The sequence below is a fragment of the uncultured Sphingorhabdus sp. genome, assembly GCF_937872355.1.
GTDB lineage: Bacteria > Pseudomonadota > Alphaproteobacteria > Sphingomonadales > Sphingomonadaceae > Sphingorhabdus_B.
This window is the reverse complement of sequence record NZ_CALMSV010000008.1, coordinates 1-17,232: the sequence shown is the minus strand read 5'-3', so window position 1 is coordinate 17,232 and position 17,232 is coordinate 1. Positions and strand designations below refer to the sequence as shown.

Annotated in this window: 16 protein-coding genes; 9 read left to right on the top strand and 7 right to left on the bottom strand. The window is 58.3% G+C overall.

Annotated elements, in window-relative coordinates; genetic code table 11:
- Positions 1–69: 69 nt before the first annotated feature.
- Entirely contained in the window at positions 70–1,851 is a 1,782-nt protein-coding gene (locus tag Q0239_RS00230; RefSeq protein WP_298596566.1) for a DEAD/DEAH box helicase, read from the bottom strand.
- 113 nt (positions 1,852–1,964) lie between these two features.
- Here Q0239_RS00230 and Q0239_RS00225 point away from each other — a divergent pair, with 113 nt between their 5' ends.
- Positions 1,965–3,608 carry an alpha/beta fold hydrolase gene (locus tag Q0239_RS00225; RefSeq protein WP_298596563.1) on the top strand — a complete coding sequence of 548 codons (1,644 nt, stop codon included), beginning with the start codon at positions 1,965–1,967 and terminating at the stop codon, positions 3,606–3,608.
- Here Q0239_RS00225 and Q0239_RS00220 read toward each other — a convergent pair.
- Positions 3,590–4,789, bottom strand: coding sequence for an MFS transporter (locus Q0239_RS00220; protein ID WP_298596560.1), 1,200 nt, complete (start codon positions 4,787–4,789; stop codon positions 3,590–3,592). The genes Q0239_RS00225 and Q0239_RS00220 overlap by 19 nt on opposite strands.
- Before the next feature lie 174 nt (positions 4,790–4,963).
- On the opposite strand from Q0239_RS00220, the gene Q0239_RS00215 reads away from it, so the two are divergent.
- The 4 genes from Q0239_RS00215 (at position 4,964) to clpS (ending at position 8,661) form a co-directional block, all read left to right on the top strand.
- Positions 4,964–6,157, top strand: a complete 1,194-nt coding sequence (locus Q0239_RS00215) for an acyl-CoA dehydrogenase family protein (RefSeq protein ID WP_298596557.1) — start codon at positions 4,964–4,966, stop codon at positions 6,155–6,157.
- A 14-nt stretch (positions 6,158–6,171) separates the two neighbouring features.
- Complete coding sequence (locus Q0239_RS00210; protein WP_298596554.1) at positions 6,172–7,308, top strand: acyl-CoA dehydrogenase family protein; 1,137 nt, start codon at positions 6,172–6,174, stop codon at positions 7,306–7,308.
- Between the two features lie 166 nt (positions 7,309–7,474).
- On the top strand, positions 7,475–8,098 hold the full coding sequence (locus Q0239_RS00205) for a phasin family protein (RefSeq protein ID WP_298596551.1): 624 nt from the start codon (positions 7,475–7,477) through the stop codon (positions 8,096–8,098).
- Positions 8,099–8,295: 197 nt separating this feature from the next.
- Positions 8,296–8,661: an ATP-dependent Clp protease adapter ClpS gene (clpS, locus tag Q0239_RS00200; RefSeq protein ID WP_298596548.1), complete on the top strand. Its 366-nt coding sequence runs from the start codon at positions 8,296–8,298 to the stop codon at positions 8,659–8,661.
- Between the two features lies 1 nt (position 8,662).
- Here clpS and Q0239_RS00195 read toward each other — a convergent pair whose 3' ends face one another.
- Positions 8,663–9,160: a helix-turn-helix domain-containing protein gene (locus Q0239_RS00195; RefSeq protein ID WP_298596545.1), complete on the bottom strand. Its 498-nt coding sequence runs from the start codon at positions 9,158–9,160 to the stop codon at positions 8,663–8,665.
- Between the two features lie 74 nt (positions 9,161–9,234).
- On the opposite strand from Q0239_RS00195, the gene Q0239_RS00190 reads away from it, so the two are divergent.
- The 4 genes from Q0239_RS00190 to Q0239_RS00175 all read left to right on the top strand — a co-directional run bounded on the left by Q0239_RS00190 (position 9,235) and on the right by Q0239_RS00175 (position 12,568).
- Positions 9,235–9,960 (top strand): SDR family oxidoreductase, encoded by a 726-nt coding sequence (locus Q0239_RS00190; protein ID WP_298596542.1) that lies wholly within the window; start codon positions 9,235–9,237, stop codon positions 9,958–9,960.
- Positions 9,954–10,559, top strand: a complete 606-nt coding sequence (locus tag Q0239_RS00185; protein WP_298596539.1) for a 2-hydroxychromene-2-carboxylate isomerase — start codon at positions 9,954–9,956, stop codon at positions 10,557–10,559. Before Q0239_RS00190 ends, Q0239_RS00185 begins: the two co-directional genes overlap by 7 nt.
- Positions 10,560–10,595: 36 nt before the next feature.
- A complete protein-coding gene (gene murA, locus Q0239_RS00180; protein ID WP_298596536.1) occupies positions 10,596–11,879 on the top strand; it encodes a UDP-N-acetylglucosamine 1-carboxyvinyltransferase in 1,284 nt (427 codons plus the stop codon).
- A gap of 65 nt (positions 11,880–11,944) precedes the next feature.
- Entirely contained in the window at positions 11,945–12,568 is a 624-nt protein-coding gene (locus tag Q0239_RS00175) for a LuxR C-terminal-related transcriptional regulator (protein WP_298596534.1), read from the top strand.
- A gap of 295 nt (positions 12,569–12,863) precedes the next feature.
- On the opposite strand, the gene Q0239_RS00170 is transcribed toward Q0239_RS00175, so the two are convergent.
- The 4 genes from Q0239_RS00170 to Q0239_RS00155 all read right to left on the bottom strand — a co-directional run bounded on the left by Q0239_RS00170 (position 12,864) and on the right by Q0239_RS00155 (position 17,219).
- Positions 12,864–13,115, bottom strand: coding sequence for a ribbon-helix-helix domain-containing protein (locus Q0239_RS00170; RefSeq protein ID WP_298596531.1), 252 nt, complete (start codon positions 13,113–13,115; stop codon positions 12,864–12,866).
- Between the two features lie 2 nt (positions 13,116–13,117).
- Positions 13,118–13,840, bottom strand: a complete 723-nt coding sequence (gene phbB / locus Q0239_RS00165) for an acetoacetyl-CoA reductase (protein WP_298596528.1) — start codon at positions 13,838–13,840, stop codon at positions 13,118–13,120.
- Positions 13,841–13,933: 93 nt separating this feature from the next.
- Positions 13,934–14,932, bottom strand: a complete 999-nt coding sequence (gene hemH / locus Q0239_RS00160; RefSeq protein ID WP_298596525.1) for a ferrochelatase — start codon at positions 14,930–14,932, stop codon at positions 13,934–13,936.
- Positions 14,933–14,948: 16 nt separating this feature from the next.
- A complete protein-coding gene (locus Q0239_RS00155; RefSeq protein WP_298596522.1) occupies positions 14,949–17,219 on the bottom strand; it encodes a molybdopterin cofactor-binding domain-containing protein in 2,271 nt (756 codons plus the stop codon).
- Between the last annotated feature and the right edge of the window lie 13 nt (positions 17,220–17,232).

Here is a 17,232-nt window from a genome sequence, read left to right as displayed (position 1 = left end):
CCTTGTTACAAATAGGTTAGAGAGCCGCCCTCATGCGCGATGTTTCATCGATTTGCCAGAAAAACCGGCCTAGCGAGGCCGGTTGCCCTTGGCCTTATGTTTCACGCCATGCTTCGATGGAGCGCTACCTTGGCGGAAAGGGCGCTTGCCTTCGCCTGCGCCGCCATCACTGCGCGGCCCCTTGAACGGGCGCGGACTATGCCGAGGTGTAGCTTCATTGGCTCGGCCCTTGCGCTTGTTCTCGCGCGCAGCCTGACGCGGTGGACCTTCAGCCTCGATAATTTCGACATCATTGTCTTCATCATGTCCGCGTTGCGCCACAGCCTTGGCAAAATGCCGCGCGGCAGCGGCCGAGATGCCGACATAGGTTTCATCCGCGGCAATACGTATCGCGCCGATATCATTTTTGGTCACCCCGCCCCTGCGGCAAAGCAGCGGCAAAAGCCATTTGGGATCGGCATTGTTGCGGCGACCGATGTTCAGTTTGAACCAGACCGAATCGTCAAAGCCTGCACGGCGATTGTCGGGCATCCGCTCCCCGCTGCCATTGTCGAGCAACTCTTCGGGTGCAGGCATTTTGGCGCGGTGCGCGCGGACCAACGCTGTAGCCACATCCTCGGCGCTCATCGTTTCGAGCAAGCGTGCACCCAGCGCGCGGTCTTCCTCTTCGGCCTCGACCGGGGTCAGCAGCATTTCGAGCAGCCGCTCATGGTCTTTCGCGCGAATATCCTCGGCGGTCGGAACCTTGATCCATTCCGCCTCGATCCGCGCACCGCGCAGCATGGATTCGACACGCTTGCGCCGTTGGTAAGGCACCACCAAAACGGCCGTGCCCTTCTTGCCGGCACGGCCGGTACGACCCGAACGGTGCTGCAAACCTTCGGCATCGCGCGGCAGTTCGACATGGATAACGAGCGACAGGTTGGGCAGATCTATCCCGCGCGCAGCAACGTCGGTGGCGACGCAGACGCGGGCGCGACGGTCGCGCAACGCCTGCAAGGCCTGGTTGCGCTCACTCTGGCTATGTTCGCCGGATAGCGCCACGGCGTTGAAGCCGCGATTTGTCAGCTTAGAATAGAGATGCCGCACGCTTTCCCGCGTCGCGCAAAACAGGATTGCGGTATCGGCTTCGTGCAGACGGAGCAGGTTGACGACCGCATTTTCGATATCTGGCGGTGCAACCGTCACGACTTGATAGCTGATGTCACCATGGCCGCGATCTTCGCCGACGGTCGAAATGCGCAGCGCATCATTCTGATAGCGTTTGGCCAGCGCGACAATCGGCTTGGGCATCGTCGCCGAAAACAACAGTGTGCGTCGGCCTTCAGGTGTGGCGTTGAGGATATCCTCAAGCTCTTCGCGGAAGCCCATGTCGAGCATCTCGTCGGCCTCGTCGAGCACCGTGACCTTCAGCGCCGACAGGTTCAACGCGCCGCGCTCCAAATGGTCGCGCAAACGCCCAGGCGTCCCGACCACAATCTGCGGCCCGGTCTGGAGGTTGCGGCGCTCTTTCGACGCATCCATCCCGCCGACGCAGGTGGCGATGCGCACGCCGGCCTTGCCATAAAGCCACATCAGTTCGCGGCTGACCTGCAAGGCCAGTTCACGGGTCGGGGCAATGATCAAAGCTGCGGGATCGCGCGCGAGGCTGACCAGCCCGCCGTCGAGAATCTCGGGTGCCATGGCGAGACCGAAAGCAACGGTCTTGCCGGAGCCGGTTTGCGCCGAAACAACGAGGTCACGACCGACGGCTTCTTCGGCGATAACGGCGGATTGCACAGGGGTCAGCGTGGTATAGCCACGCGCGGTAAGCGCTTCGCCAAGAAGCGCGGGAAGTTTTTCAATTGTCATTGGGGTTCCAGTTTTCAAACTGCTCTATACGTGCATTTTGCTGCAATGTCTATGTTGCGCCGCACAACAAATAGAAGCTTCGACAATGCGGCCGCTTGAGTTATGCAACAGACATGGCCGATTCACCCACCACACCGCCCCTGATGGACCCCGAACAACTCGCCAAAATGGCTGAAACTTTCGGGGCTGGCGCGGCCGACCCGCTTTCCGCCTACAAGCATGCGCTGGACGCATGGGGCGAAGTGCTGGCCCCACTGGCCAAAGCCGGACATGACAAGCTGAACCCGAGAGACCGCCGCTTTTCCGCCCCGCAATGGGAACATCCGGTTTTTGACCTGATGCGGCAAGGTTACCAGCTGATGTCCGATTATATGATCGGCGCTGCGCACGAGATGGAGCATCTGTCAAAGGCGGATAAGGCCAAGCTCGAATTCGCTGTGCGTACGGTTATCGAGGCGATGAGTCCGGCAAATTCGCCACTGACCAACCCGGTTGCGCTCGAAAAGGCGATCGAGACCAAGGGACAGAGCCTGATGACAGGCGTCAGCCACATGCTGGCGGATATGCAGCGCGGACAGTTGACCCATACCGACCCGCAGGCCTTCCGGCTCGGCGAGAATATCGCCTGCACCCCCGGAAAGGTAGTGCACCAGACGCCGCTCTATCAGCTCGTTCAATATACGCCGACCACCGAAAAGATTTTCGAGACTCCGTTGGTTATCTTCCCGCCTTGGATCAACCGCTTCTATATCCTCGACCTGACCGCTGAGAAAAGCTTCATCAAATGGTGCGTCGACCAAGGTATCACCGTATTCGTCGTATCGTGGAAGTCGGCCGATGCGTCGATGCGCGATGTGGTGTGGGACGATTATATCGCGGCGCAGATCGATGCGATTGATACCATCCGCGATGCGCTTGAAGTCGATAGCGTCCACACCATCGGCTACTGCGTTGCGGGAACAACGCTCGCTGCGACACTCGCCATCCTTGCTGCTCGCGGCGAAGACGCCAAGGTGAAGAGTGCTACTTTCTTCACCGCGCAGGTCGATTTTACGCGCAGCGGTGAATTGCTCAACTTCATCGATGAGCATCAGTTGAAGATGATCGAGTCGCTGGCGTCACAGCAAGGCTTTCTAGACGGCCGCTACCTGGCGCTGACGTTCAACCTGTTGCGCGGCAACGATTTGATCTGGTCTACCGTCAACAAGCACTACCTGTTGGGCGAAGACTATCCGGCATTCGATCTGCTGCACTGGAATGGCGATGTCACCAACCTGCCTGCCAAGTGGCACAAGGACTATCTGTGCGATCTCTATCGCGACAACAAGCTGGTCGAACCGGGCGCGCTATCCGCGCTCGGCACAGCGATTGATCTGCGAAAAGTCACAACGCCGACCTACGTGCAGGCCGGCCGCGAGGACCATATCGCGCCTGCTACAAGCGTCTGGAAAATCCGCGATCATTTCCAAGGACCTGTCCGCTTCGTGCTGGCAGGTAGCGGCCATATTGCAGGTGTGGTCAACCCACCGGCACAGGGCAAATATCAATATTGGCTCAACGAAGACCCCACGGTTTCGAGCCTCGACGAATATGTTCAAGGCGCGACCGAGACCAAGGGGAGCTGGTGGCCCGATTGGCTCAACTGGCTGTCGGCTCAGGCGCCAAAGCAGATCGCGGCCAAAGGCGCACGCCAACCGGGTGAAGGCAAGCTGAAAGCGCTGGAAGAAGCACCGGGCAGCTATGTGAAAACACGCTGAGGCTTTAACCGGATGAACAGGAAGCCGGTCGCGGCAATGAGATAGGAAAAAACCGCACCGGCCTGGAACAGCGAATAGTCACCATTCCAGTCGTGAATCTTGCCAAACAGCAGAACGCCGCACAACGTGCCCATCCAGCCTGCAACCTGCACCCAGCCATAGATGGTGCCATAGCGATCCATTCCGAAACGGCTGGCCACGAAATAAGCGAGCAGGTCAATCTCCGCCCCTTGCTGCACACCGATAGCCGCCACCGCAAAAAGCGCGGCAGCGTAATAGTTCTGCGTCTGCCACAGTAATACACATCCAATCGCCGGGATCAGTGTGAAGAAAAACGCTGTGCGTTGCGGGTTCACCCTATCCAGCAACCAGCCGCAGGCGAGCCTGCCGAAAAACTGCCCTGCGGCAAAGGCGGAGATACCGAATGCCGCCTGTGTCGATGTCAGACCCTCCTCCAGCATCATCGGAACCATCTGGCTAAGCATCCCGGAGGCAGGCATGTTGATGCCGATATAGCTGACGGCAATCAGCCAGAAGGTCCCGCTACGCCAAAAAGAGTCGGGGCCGGTTTGCAAACTTTCGTGATCTTCCAAAGAACTCGCCTTGCGGGGCGGTGGATCTGCGACGAGGAACAATATCGACGGTAAACCGATGAACAAGGCGAGCGCTGCCAACATGAAATAGCCGGTGCGCCACCCTTCAAGAGTGATGATCCGCTCCAGCACCGGCGGCAGGAATATGGCCGCGAGGGAAATTCCTGTGGCCGAAAGCGCAAGCGCCAGGCCCCTTTGCCGCTCGAACCAACTGTTGACTGCCCGCGTGTAGGATATGGAGGTTGTTGCAACACCGATGAGGCCTGTCGCGAATACAAGGGCACCAAACATCGCCGGGATTACCGGCGCCACACCCACCACTATGTATAACAGGGCAATGGCGACCATACCGGCCGCCCAGACTTTGCGACATCCATATCGATCCATCGCCCAGCCGGCGAGTGGTGCCGCGAGCGAGCCTATGCCGACAATCGCCTGCAGTTGAGAGAACTGCCCGAGTGTCCAGCCGGTTTCCTTTTGCAGATGGGGAATGAACAGGCTGAAGACAAAATAGAGCAGGTTGACGCCTGTCGCTGCCGCCAGCGCCGCGCCCAAAACGGTGCGCCAACCGCGCCGCCATTCCTCCATAAATGCCCTCTCCTCAAGGCAATATTAGTAGCCACACCATGTTGGTAAAATAGAGGCAGGTCAATTGACGTTTACGTAAACGTCCGGTAATTCCGATGTCAGACGGATTTGGTGCGAGTCGGCTCGCCTTGCGAGGACGTGCGCGCTACATTGCCGCAATTGAGGAGAGCTGCCATGGATATGGAATTCACTGCCGAAGACCTCGCCTTCCGTGACGAAGTGCGGGCATTTATTGCCGAAAACTACCCGCAGGAACTGCGCGGCAAGCAAGACGAAGGCGACGAGCTGGGCAAAGAGGATTTCCTCGCCTGGCACCGCATTTTGCACAAAAAGGGCTGGGTCGCCCCCGCATGGCCAGTTGAATATGGCGGCACCGGCTGGACGCCGACACAGCGCTATATCTGGTCGGAAGAAACCGCCCGCGCCGATTGCATCCGTTTGATGCCCTTCGGCCTATCGATGGTTGGCCCAGTCATTTACACCTTCGGCACACCCGAACAGAAAGCCAAGTTCCTTCCCCGCATCCTTTCGGGTGAGGATTGGTGGTGCCAGGGCTATTCGGAACCTGGCTCGGGCTCGGACCTTGCCTCGCTGCGCACCAAAGCCGTGCGCGATGGCGAACATTATGTCGTCAACGGCCAGAAAACCTGGACGACGATGGCACAGCATGCCGATTGGGGTTTCTTCCTTGTCCGCACCGATTCCGATGCGAAGCAGCAGGAGGGCATCAGCTTCCTCCTTGTAGACATGAAAACTCCTGGCATCACCGTGCGCCCGATCATCACCTTGGGCGGCGAGCACGAAGTGAACGAAGTCTGGCTCGAGGACGTCCGCGTTCCGGTTGAAAACCGCGTTTACGAGGAGAATAAAGGCTGGACCTGCGCCAAGTTCCTGCTTGCCCACGAACGTACGGGCATTGCCGGCGTCGCGGCCTCAAAGCGCGGTATCGAGCGCATCAAGGATATCGCCCGTTCCGAACAGGATGGCGATCGTCCGCTGCTCGCCAACCCCTTCTTCAAGCGCAAGGTGGCCGAGCTGCAGACCGACCTGACTGCACTCGAATTCACCGAGCTGCGCAGCCTGGCGGGTGAAGCGGCAGGGCGTGGCCCGGGACCGGAATCGAGCCTGCTCAAAATCAAGGGATCGGAAATCCAGCAGCGCATTACTGAACTCGCATTGGAAGCGGTCGGCCATTATGGCGCGCCTTACTTCCGTGGCTTTGGCGAGGGCGACAACGAGCACCCGATCGGCCCGGACTATGCACACCGCACAGCGCCGAGCTATTTCAACATGCGCAAGACCACCATTTATGGCGGATCCAACGAGATCCAGCATAACATCATCGCCAAGATGGTTCTGGGGCTTTGAGAGGATAAGCAAAAATGGATTTTACCTACAACGAAACCCAGGGGATGATCCGCGACACGCTCGCGCGTTTTCTGGCCGACACTTATGATTTCGATACTCGCCAGAAAATGATTGCGACCGACGTGGGCCGTGATCCCGGCATTTGGAATGCATTGGCCAATGATTTGGGCCTGCTGGGCGCTGCCTTTGACGAAGAGCATGGCGGCCTTGGTGGCGGAGCATTGGAAAATGCTTTGCTGATGGAAGAATTCGGTAAGGTAATAGCGATTGAGCCTTACCTTCAGACTGTCGTCATCGGCGGCGGCGCGCTGAAGGCTGTTGGCGGTGCACAGGCGGCGGCGCATATCCCCGGCATTATCTCTGGCGAAACCATCATCGCATTTGCTTATGCCGAACCGCAGGGTCGTTACGACCTCGCAAATATCCGCACGACGGCCAAGGCCGACGGCAGCGGTTATATCCTGAACGGTCACAAAGGCGTTGTTTACTGCGCGCCATGGGCAACGCATCTGCTGGTCACCGCCCGCACTGGTGGTTCAAACCGTGAGCGCAACGGTGTTGAGCTGTTCCTGATCGACGCCAATCTGCCCGGTATCACCCGCCGCGACTATCCTACCGTCGACGGCAATCGCGCTTCGGAAGTCTATTTCGAAAATGTTGCGATCCCCGGCGATGCCTTGCTCGCTGGCGGGATGGATCTGATCGACCGTGTGGTCGACGAAGCAACCGTCGCAGTCTGTGCAGAAGCCACCGGCGTTATGGCGAAGCTGCACGAAGGCACGCTCGACTATTCAAAACAGCGCCAGCAGTTCGGCCAGCCCATCGCCCGCTTCCAGGTGCTGCAGCACCGCATGGTGGACATGTTCATGGAGGTCGAGCAGGCCAAGTCGATGACGACCTATGCCACGCTGCACCTCGACAAGCCCGCGCACGAGCGCATGGCCGCCGTATCGCAGTGCAAGGCCAAGGTTTCACGAGGCGCGAAATTTGTCGGCCAGAACGCGATCCAGACGCATGGCGGCATCGGCATCACGCAGGAACTGGCGATCGGCCACTACTTCAAGCGCGCGACGCTCATCGAAGGCCAATTCGGTTCTGCCGATTATCACTATGACCGGTTTGAACGGCTCGTTATCGACGAAGCCGCATAAAGTACGCATCGCCTAAACTGTCCCCGGAACCATCCCCGGGGACAGCTTTTCCCACAATCCGCTGTAAAAGGCGGATTTTATTTTTTGTGCACTGCACAATTTTCATTGACTCCCACCCCCTGAATCATTATTGTGCACTGCAACAAAACAGAAATGGTGCATGAAAATGGCAAGCAAGGCTGAAACGACCGCAACCAAAGCCCGCAAGACTGCGGCGCCCAAGGCTGCACCCGCCAAGCCGGTTGTCACCGCAACCGAAGCAACGCCTGCAAAGGCAGAGCAGCTGGTGACGAGCATTGTCTCTGTGGATGACAAACCCCTCTCTGAAGGAGTCAAGAAAATGACTGACACCGTAGAAAAGACCGCCAAGGAAGCACAGGCCAAGGCTGCAGACTTTTTCGCCGACGTTCGCGAAAAGGCAACCGAAGCTGCAGAAAAGGGCAAGAAGTTTGCTGCTGAAGCAACCGAGTTCAACAAGGCCAACCTCGAAGCACTGGTTGAAGCCGGCAAGATCGTCGCCAAGGGCGCACAGGATCTGGGCAAGACCAACCTCGAATATGCCAAGAAGAACTTCGAAGAAGCTCAGGCAGCCGTCAAGGAAGTCACCGGCGTGAAGAACCCGACCGACTTCGTGAAGCTGCAGGGCGAATGGATGCGCAAGGGCTTTGACACTGCGGTTGCGCAGGGTTCGAAGAACACCGAAGCGCTCGTGAAGCTTGCAAACGACATGTTCCAGCCGATCTCGAACCGTTTCGCGGTCGCTGCCGACTTTTTCAAGAAGGCTGCATAAGCCCTCCTGAAAGATTGCGCCGGGGCGTTAGAGCACCTGCCCCCTCTCTCCTCTCCTCCCTGGAGGCAGGAAACCAGACAAACCGGCGCATTTTGAAAGAGCCGTCCTTCCCAAGCGGAAGGGCGGCTTTTTCTTTGTGCGCGATTTACCATTAACAGCACTTGCGGAACGCCCCCACCTTACCCTATTTTCAGGACATGGCTTTGGACCGGAATTCAAATATTCGCGTTACAGCGGGACCAGACGGCGATCGGGACGATACACGCGGGCCCGGCGTCGGGCTTGCGACACGCACCCGGCCCAAGACCAAGAAGCCCAGCCAATATAAAGTGCTGCTGCTCAACGACGATTACACGCCGATGGAATTCGTCGTCCATGTGCTGAAAGCCTTTTTCCAGATGGATACCGAGCAGGCCACGCGGGTGATGCTGCATGTCCACCAAAAGGGCGTCGGCGTGTGCGGAATCTTCACCTATGAGGTCGCCGAAACCAAGGTGAACCAGGTGATGGATTTCGCCAAGAAGCACCAGCACCCGCTGCAATGCACGCTGGAGAAGGCGTGACCTAGCGCGCTACTCGCGCTTCTCTCTCCGCCAGCAACGCAGGCGACATCTCGCCTTTCAGATCGCCATAACCCAGTGTCTCGCCGCACAGCGGACAAGTGGTAGAAAGCCCGACGTCTGCACCACATTGCCGGTGCGTATAGCGAACAGCTCGGCCAAACGCGCCATTTTCCTCGGGCGCATAGGCCCAGCGTTCGGCCCAGTTGCGCATGGCATAGAGCACATCGAACAACGCTTTGCCTTTGTCGGTGAGCCAATATTCGTGGCGAACGGGGCGTTGCTGGTATGGCCGCTTTTCGATTACGCCCTCCCGTTCCATCCGCTTGAGCCGGTCCGCCAAAATCTGCGGGCCAAGGCCGGTGTTCGCCTGAAAGGCTTCAAACCGGCGCACCCCGAAAAACAGGTCACGCAATATTAGCAAAACGGCGCGATCGCCGACAAGTTCCGCCGAGCGGCCAACAGGGCAAAAAGTGTCGGAAAGATCGGTACGACGTGGCATGCAATCAGCCCTTTCAAATTCCACTTGTTACTATGTTTATCATAGCTACTATGGTGCGCCAAGGAGATTCGCTTATGTCTGCAGCCCTGATTATCGGCGCCGGTGACGCAACCGGCGGTGCCATCGCCAGGGCCTTTGCCGCCGAAGGCTACACCGCCTGCGTCAACCGCCGTGCGCGTCATGCCGACAAGCTGGAGGAACTGGCGCAATCCATCCGCGACGCCGGACACAAAGCTCATGCTTATCCGGCGGACGCGCGCGATGAAGATGCAATGGTAGCGTTGGTAGAGACTATCGAACGCGATATCGGGCCTATCGAGGTCGCCGTATTCAACATCGGTGCCAATGTCCGCTTCGGCATCACAGAAACAACCGCGCAGGTTTATCGCAAGGTCTGGGAGATGGCGACCTTTGCTGGTTTCCTGATGGGCCGTGAAGTCTCCAAACACATGATGGGGCGCCAGCGAGGTACGATCATCTTCACCGGTGCAACGGCCTCTATCCGCGGCGGTGCAGGCTATGCTGCCTTTTCAGGCGCGAAAGCAGCACTGCGCATGCTGGCGCAATCGATGGCGCGCGAACTGGGGCCGCAGAATATCCATGTCGCGCACAGCATCATCGATGGCGGTATCGACACCGAATTTATACGCGGCCTCCGTCCTGATTTCGACGATGCCAAGGCAAATGATTTGGTGCTCTCGCCGGAGGCCATTGCTGCGCAATATGTTGCACTGCATAAGCAGCATCGCAGCGCGTGGACCCACGAATTGGACCTGCGCCCTTGGGGAGAGACATGGTGAGCAAAAACTTTGAATTCCTGTTCGATTTTGGTGGCCCTAACAGCTACCTTGCCCACAAAGTTCTTCCAGAGTTGTGCAAGGAAACAGGCGCGACAGCCACATATGTGCCTATCCTGCTGGGCGGCTTGTTCAAAATCACCAACAACCAAGCGCCTATGATGCGCTATGCCGAAACGCCGGCGAAGCGCGACTATGAAATGCTTGAGTTCAACCGTTTCGTGAAGGCGCACAATGTGCCGTTCAAAATGAACCCCAATTTCCCCATCAATTCGCTGCACCTGATGCGCGGTGCAGTTGCTGCGCAGCATTTGGGATGTTTCATGCCCTATGTCGAAGCGATCATGGCGGCGATGTGGGAGGAAGGCGCGAACATGGGCGACCCGGCGGTTGTCAAAAACGTGCTCGATGTAGCCGGACTGGATGGAGTAGCGCTGCTTGCCAAGGCCGAGGATGCGGAGGTGAAGGCTGAACTTGTCACCAACACCGAAAAAGCCGCTGCGCGCGGTGCATTTGGCGTGCCCACTTTCTTCGTCGGCAATGAAATGTTCTGGGGCAAGGAACGGCTCGGTCAGGTGGCGGAGGCGCTGCGCAAAGGATGAGCTTGCACGCGCCGCGCATCGCGCTAAACCGCTGCGATGGACAAAATTATCATTCGCGGCGGCAACAAGCTCAAAGGTAAAATTCCGATTTCAGGGGCCAAGAACAGCGCCTTGACGCTGCTTCCCTGTGCGCTTCTCACTGACGAGCCGCTTACACTTCGAAACTTACCGCGCTTGGCCGATATTGACGGCTTCCAGCACCTGATGAACCAGTTCGGCATTTCGACGACGATTGCCGGTTCGCGTCCCGAGGATTTTGGCCGGGTGATGACGCTGGAGGCAACGCGCATCACCTCCTCGGTCGCACCCTATGAACTGGTCCGCAAGATGCGCGCGTCGATCCTCGTGCTTGGCCCGATGCTCGCGCGGATGGGCGAAGCGACAGTCTCGCTGCCTGGCGGCTGCGCAATCGGCAACCGCCCGATCGACCTCCATTTGAAAGCGCTTGAAGCCTTTGGTGCAGAGATTGAATTGGCCTCAGGGTACGTCAAGGCAACCGCGCCCAAGGGCGGGCTACCAGGGGGTAGTTATACCTTCCCCGTTGTTTCGGTTGGCGCGACTGAAAATGCCTTGATGGCAGCCGTGCTCGCCAAGGGGACGTGCGTGCTGCACAATGCCGCTCGCGAACCCGAAATCGTGGATCTTTGCAATTTGCTCGTCGCCATGGGCGCTGAAATCGAAGGCATTGGTAGCTCTGACTTGACCATCCACGGAAAGGACCGCTTGCACGGCGCAACCTACCGCGTGATGGGGGATCGTATCGAGGCCGGTAGCTATGCCTGCGCGGTTGCTACAACCGGCGGTGAGGTTGAATTGATCGGGGCCAATGAAAGCGAAATGCAGGCAACAGTTGATGCGCTGCGGGCCTGCGGCGTCACCGTTGAATCCGTGAAAGGCGGGCTGCGTGTTGCAGCAGAAGGTCGGCTGAAACCTCTGACCATCTCGACCGCACCTTATCCAGGATTTGCAACCGACATGCAGGCGCAGTTCATGGCGATGCTCTGCATGGCCGATGGCGCTAGCGTGCTGACCGAAACCATCTTCGAAAACCGCTATATGCACGTTCCCGAACTCAACCGCATGGGTGCGCATATCGAAACCAAGGGCAGGACGGCTATCGTGCACGGCGTGCCCAAGCTGACCGGAGCACCGGTGATGGCCACCGACCTACGCGCATCGATGAGTCTGATCATCGCAGGGCTGGTCGCAGAAGGACAGACCGAGGTCAGCCGTATCTATCACCTCGATCGCGGCTATGAACGGCTTGAGGAAAAGCTCAGCCTTGTCGGTGCTGATATTGAGCGGGTTGGGGCGGACTAAAGGATTTTGCAGCTACTTGATAAGCATGTGAACTTCGGGCATTTTACCTGCAGAGGGATTGTTCGATGAAGTCTGTTAAGTCCACTGTCGGCAACCGGCATCCTGTGCTGGAATCAATCCGTCATAGCCCGATTGCCACAGTTGTCAGCGACCCGCGGCAAACCGACAACCCATTGATCGCGGTCAACCAGGCCTTCCTCGATCTGACCGGTTATGATGAGGATGAGGTCGTTGGCCGGAATTGCCGATTTTTGCGCGGAGCGAAAACCGAAACTGCACAGACGGAAAAGCTACGCGTCGCCATCGAACAGCGAACACCGACGATCGCAGAGTTGGTAAATTACAAAAAGGACGGCACCCAGTTTCGCAACGCCGTCATGATCGCGCCACTGTTCGATGCCGATGGAGAAATCGAATATTTCGTTGGTTCGCAGATTGAAATTGCCAAGACCGAAGACAGCATCACCGCGATCCGCCAACAGCAGGCAGCGGCGCTTGTCGACACATTGTCGCCGCGTCAGCGCGAGATACTGAAACTGATGGCACAGGGATATCGGACCAAACAGATCGCCTATATGCTGACCCTCAGCGAAAAGACCGTGCAGATGCATCGTATGCTGTTGTTCAAGAAACTGTCGACATCCAATGCCGCCGATGCGGTCCGGATAGCTGTAGAAGCAGGTATTTAACCCCGACATTCCCCTATGGGCGAAAAGCGGTATGGCCAAAGTGAGCGTTGAGGGGCAAACCAAGCTTACGGAGCGGTTGATGCAATCATCGCACCGGCCAAGTGCGCTCCCTGAATCCCTCCCTTATATCGCACTTCACATTGTCGCCTATGTCCCCCCCGATTTGGCGATGACAAAGCCGGTACAGATTGCAGCATCCGCGACGCGGTTATTTACCGAAGATGTCGAACCGTCCTCATGGGATGGTATCGGGTCGCCACTGGTGCCGCTCCTGCCTCGCAGGGCGGCATCTTGTTTATGTGGCGCTATTGGTTTTCAGTCTTTCGACCAGCCATATCCGGATAGCTCCAGCAAGGCCGCTGGGCGTCGGCGAAGCGAGCCGCTCATTATCGATCGCTGCAACGAGCGCATTGACCGGCAGCCCGGTCTCGTCTGAAGCTGCCTTCAGCATATCCCAAAACAGCGGCTCCAGACTGATCGAGGTCTGGTGCCCTGATATGGTGACGCTGCGCTTGACCGGCGGGTGATAAGGTGACCGGCCAGTCATTATCAATACATATGCTGCCCGCCATTGATCGACAGGGTCGATCCGGTGATGAAGCCTGCGTTATCGCTGGTCAGGAATTCGACACCGCGCGCGATTTCATCGGCCTGCCCAAGGCGGCCAATGGGGATCTGCGCGACAATTTTTTCCATCACATTGTCAGGGATCGTTGCGAGCATTTCGGTCGCGATATAGCCCGGGGCGATGGCATTGGCGGTGACGCCGAAGCGCGCGCCTTCCATCGCAAGCGATTTGGTGAAGCCATGAATGCCCGATTTGGCGGCGGCATAATTGACCTGGCCGATCTGCCCGCCCTGCCCATTGACCGAGCCGACATTGACGATACGGCCCCATTTGCGCTCACGCATTCCGGCGAACACAGCCTTCGCCATGTTGAAGCAGCCGGTCAGGTCGACGCGGATAACCTCGTCCCATTGCTCGAATGTCATTTTGACCATCGTCGCATCGCGGGTGATGCCCGCATTGTTGACCATGATATCGATCGGGCCGAATTCGGATTCGATAGCCGCACAGGCGTCAAGGCAAGCCTGATGATTGCCCACATCCCATTTGCGGACGGCAATCCCGGTGCGGTCAGAAAATTCCTTGGCAGCAGCATCATTACCGCCATAGTTGGCGATGACAAAGCGTCCCTTTTCTTTCAGCTTAAGGCTGATTGCCTCACCAATACCGCGTGTGCCACCGGTAACCACCGCAATGCGCGTCATAAAATCCACTCCTGACTGTTTATTAGTCTTATGAGTGGCATAACCAGAGTTTGGTCGGGCAACAAGTTTCCGTAAACGTCAGTGCATCGCTATTCACAGCCAGCCGGAAAGTTCCCGCTGCACGAGGGCTTCGAGCATATCCATGCCTGGCTCACTGGCATTCAGGCAGGGTAGATAGGCATAGTGTTCACCGCCTGCTTCCTCGAACTGCTCCTTGCCCTGCATCGCCAGTTCTTCGAGCGTTTCGAGACAATCAGCGGAGAAACCAGGCGCGAAAATGGCGATCTTCTTTTTGCCTTCATTCGCCAGTCGCTTGATCGTGTCTTCGGTCGACGGCTCAAGCCATTTGGCACGACCGAAGCGTGACTGGAAGGCGATGGTCAGCGGCTTGCCCAATGCTTCCGAAAGCAAGCGCGCCGTCTTTTGGCAATGGCAATGATAGGGGTCACCCAGATGCAAAGTCCGCTCGGGCATGCCGTGAAAGCTGGCCACTATGGCGTCGGGTTCGAAATCAAGCTTTGCCAGCTCCGCATTCAGCGTTGCGGCTAACGCCGATATATAAGCCGGATCGTCGTGATAGGCAGGCAAAGTCCGCAGTGCAGGTTGCCAACGCATTCCGGCCAGCGCGCGAAAGGCCTCATCGACCACCGTGGCGGTGGTGGCACCTGAATATTGCGGATAGAGCGGCGCGAGCAGGATGCGGTCGCAGCCATCCGCTTTCATCGCCTCTAACTGGCGGGCGATGGCGGGTTCGCCGTAACGCATGGCATAGCGTACATCGACTTCGCCACCTAAACGCGTTTGCAGGCTTTCGGCTTGGACATTGGTGTAGACCGCCAATGGGGAGCCGTCGGGCATCCAGACCTTGGCATAGTTCGCCGCCGATTTTCGCGGCCGCACATTCAGGATTATGCCACGCAATATTGGCTGCCAGATAAGGGCCGGGATTTCGACCACCCGGCGATCAGAAAGAAACTGCTTCAAATAGCGGCGCACGGCTGATGCGGTCGGCGCTTCAGGCGTGCCGAGATTGACCAACAACACGCCGATGCGCGGTGTCTTTACGGGAGGATGGTTGGCAGGAATATTCATGCGCCGCGCTTACCGGTCACAGCCCGCGCGACAATAAGGGCAATTCCCTTAGCCGCACTCCCGCAGCCGAAAACAACGCATTTGCAATTGCAGGCGCAACCGCGGGCACACCCAATTCGCTGACTCCGCCAGGTTCCTCATCATTGCGAATGAATTCAACATCGATTTCCGGAATATCCGAAAGCAGCGGCAAATCTATGTCGCGCAGGCGGCGAGCAATTGGCAAGCCATTTTCATATTCGGTGGCAGAGCCCAATGCCTGCGCCAGACCGAAAATGATTCCGCCTTCGATCTGCTGTCGAGCCAGTTCGGGATTGATCAGCCGCCCACAATCGACGACTGCCGAAATGCGCTCGACACGCACGCCCTGCTCTCCGGTACGAGCAGTCGCGATGACCGCGATATGGCTGCCATACATTGAATGGCACGCCAGCCCTTTACCGCTGTTTTCCGCGCCACCATCCCAACCGGCAAGGGTCGCGACGCCGGTGAGGCAACGCGCCAGTCGCGTCTGCCCAACCAGCATCTGCATCCGGTAGGAGAGGGGCTCAATGCCCGCGGCTGCTGCCAGCTCGTTGACAAAACTCTCCACAAAGAAAGCGGTGTAGCTATGCGCATTGCCGCGCCAGAGGCCCGTTGGCAGCGGTAGGTCAACCGGGAAATGATCAATACTCAGATTGGGGATCGCATAGGGCGGAAAAGCGCCGTCGATCGCGAGCGGATCATGCTCGTCCGCAACGGACTTCCAAGCTTCTACCGTTCCGTCCCCTTTCAAACGACGTACCTGTTGTCGCGCAAAAGAGGGAACGGCGATGCGAACCGCCATTCCCGCAATCACGCCGCCCTTGCCCAAGGCTGCCGTCATCCGCGCGTGCGCGGGCGGACGGACGATATCGCGAATGAAATCTTCCGGGCGCGACCAGACAAGCTGCACTGGCCGCCCGGCATGTTTGGCAAGTACTGCCGCTTGCCCCGCGATGCGGGAATCGAGGTTGCGGCCAAAGCTTCCCCCTGCCAGCATTTGGATAAGAGTTACATCATCGGGCGATATGCCGATCGCTTCGGCAGCCGCGGTTCGGGCCGCCTCTGGTGCCTGCGTCGCCAACCACAGGGTCAATCGCCCGTCTTTGTAGTCTGCCGTTGCACTGCGCGTTTCAATAGGTGCATGAACGGCCGGTTGGACGGCAAATTGGCTGCGATATACGCGGGTACCCGCCGCCTTCTCGAGTGCTCCATCAACCGAGCCTATGTCGACAAATCGCGATCCGGGGCCTTTATTCAGCGCCCGCTCCATCGCCTCGTTCATCGTTGCACTGTCTGGCATCCTGCCCGTGGTGGCGAAGACCGGCGACATCGCGTCGAGCGCCTTATTCGCCGCCCACCAATTGGTCGCTAGCGCCGCCACCCAGCCATCGGTGCGAACAACATCGACAAGGCCCTTAATATCCGCAGCCCCGGCGCGGTCCATTTCCTTGAGCCGCGTATCCCCTATCGGACCTGCCCGCACCGAAGCGTAGAGCATGTCAGGTAGTCGGACGTCGCCGGCAAAGTTCGCGCTGCCATCCACTTTTGCTGCAGCGTCAAGCCGGATGGCCTCTTTGCCCGACAGGCTGTTAACTGGCGAGGCACGCAGCGGGATAGGACTGGGCGGGTCATAAGTCGCTGCCTCTGCAACCAGTTCAGCAAAGGGGATGCGCTTCTTTTCGAAGGTGACAAAGCCATTGAACGTTTCGCAGTTTTCCCATGCTGTATCCCACCGTTCCGCTGCCGCCTGACACAAAACCGTCCGGGCAGCAGCGCCCGCCATGCGGCAGGGTCTCTCGAACTGACGGATAGAGGTTGAGCCTGCGGTAATCATGAAGCCGCTGCGCTTGGCCCATTCTTTGCCTATTGCGTCCGAAACACCCGAATTTGCCACTACGCCGACCGACGCGGGCAAAAAGGCAGAGCTCCATTCGCGGACGAACAGGTCGTTGGCGAAGTTTGGGCTCGGCAAAGCTGGCTGTACAGCCACTGTGCGCCAGTCTGCCCCTAATTCGCCCGCGACAATCTGGGCCAACGCGGTATAGCTGCCCTGCCCCATTTCGGATTGGGGGACAGCGATCGTAACGCGCCCATCCTCACCAATTTTCAACCACGGCCCGAACAGATGTTCCCCTTTTTCGAGCATCATATTGGGAAGATATTCGCGCGGCCACGCCGCCCACGCAACAAGCAGACCGACCCCAACGCCGCCACCGATCAGCAAATTGCGCCGCGATAGCTCGATGCCAGGCTTGTCACTCATGCGGCAGCGCCCC

Coding starts and splice junctions, on each gene's coding strand:
- Q0239_RS00230 (WP_298596566.1), bottom strand. CDS start 1,851: ATGACAATTGAAAAACTTCCCGCGCTTCTTGGCGAAGCGCTTACCGCG.
- Q0239_RS00225 (WP_298596563.1), top strand. CDS start 1,965: ATGGCCGATTCACCCACCACACCGCCCCTGATGGACCCCGAACAACTC.
- Q0239_RS00220 (WP_298596560.1), bottom strand. CDS start 4,789: ATGGAGGAATGGCGGCGCGGTTGGCGCACCGTTTTGGGCGCGGCGCTG.
- Q0239_RS00215 (WP_298596557.1), top strand. CDS start 4,964: ATGGATATGGAATTCACTGCCGAAGACCTCGCCTTCCGTGACGAAGTG.
- Q0239_RS00210 (WP_298596554.1), top strand. CDS start 6,172: ATGGATTTTACCTACAACGAAACCCAGGGGATGATCCGCGACACGCTC.
- Q0239_RS00205 (WP_298596551.1), top strand. CDS start 7,475: ATGGCAAGCAAGGCTGAAACGACCGCAACCAAAGCCCGCAAGACTGCG.
- clpS (WP_298596548.1), top strand. CDS start 8,296: ATGGCTTTGGACCGGAATTCAAATATTCGCGTTACAGCGGGACCAGAC.
- Q0239_RS00195 (WP_298596545.1), bottom strand. CDS start 9,160: ATGCCACGTCGTACCGATCTTTCCGACACTTTTTGCCCTGTTGGCCGC.
- Q0239_RS00190 (WP_298596542.1), top strand. CDS start 9,235: ATGTCTGCAGCCCTGATTATCGGCGCCGGTGACGCAACCGGCGGTGCC.
- Q0239_RS00185 (WP_298596539.1), top strand. CDS start 9,954: ATGGTGAGCAAAAACTTTGAATTCCTGTTCGATTTTGGTGGCCCTAAC.
- murA (WP_298596536.1), top strand. CDS start 10,596: ATGGACAAAATTATCATTCGCGGCGGCAACAAGCTCAAAGGTAAAATT.
- Q0239_RS00175 (WP_298596534.1), top strand. CDS start 11,945: ATGAAGTCTGTTAAGTCCACTGTCGGCAACCGGCATCCTGTGCTGGAA.
- Q0239_RS00170 (WP_298596531.1), bottom strand. CDS start 13,115: ATGACTGGCCGGTCACCTTATCACCCGCCGGTCAAGCGCAGCGTCACC.
- phbB (WP_298596528.1), bottom strand. CDS start 13,840: ATGACGCGCATTGCGGTGGTTACCGGTGGCACACGCGGTATTGGTGAG.
- hemH (WP_298596525.1), bottom strand. CDS start 14,932: ATGAATATTCCTGCCAACCATCCTCCCGTAAAGACACCGCGCATCGGC.
- Q0239_RS00155 (WP_298596522.1), bottom strand. CDS start 17,219: ATGAGTGACAAGCCTGGCATCGAGCTATCGCGGCGCAATTTGCTGATC.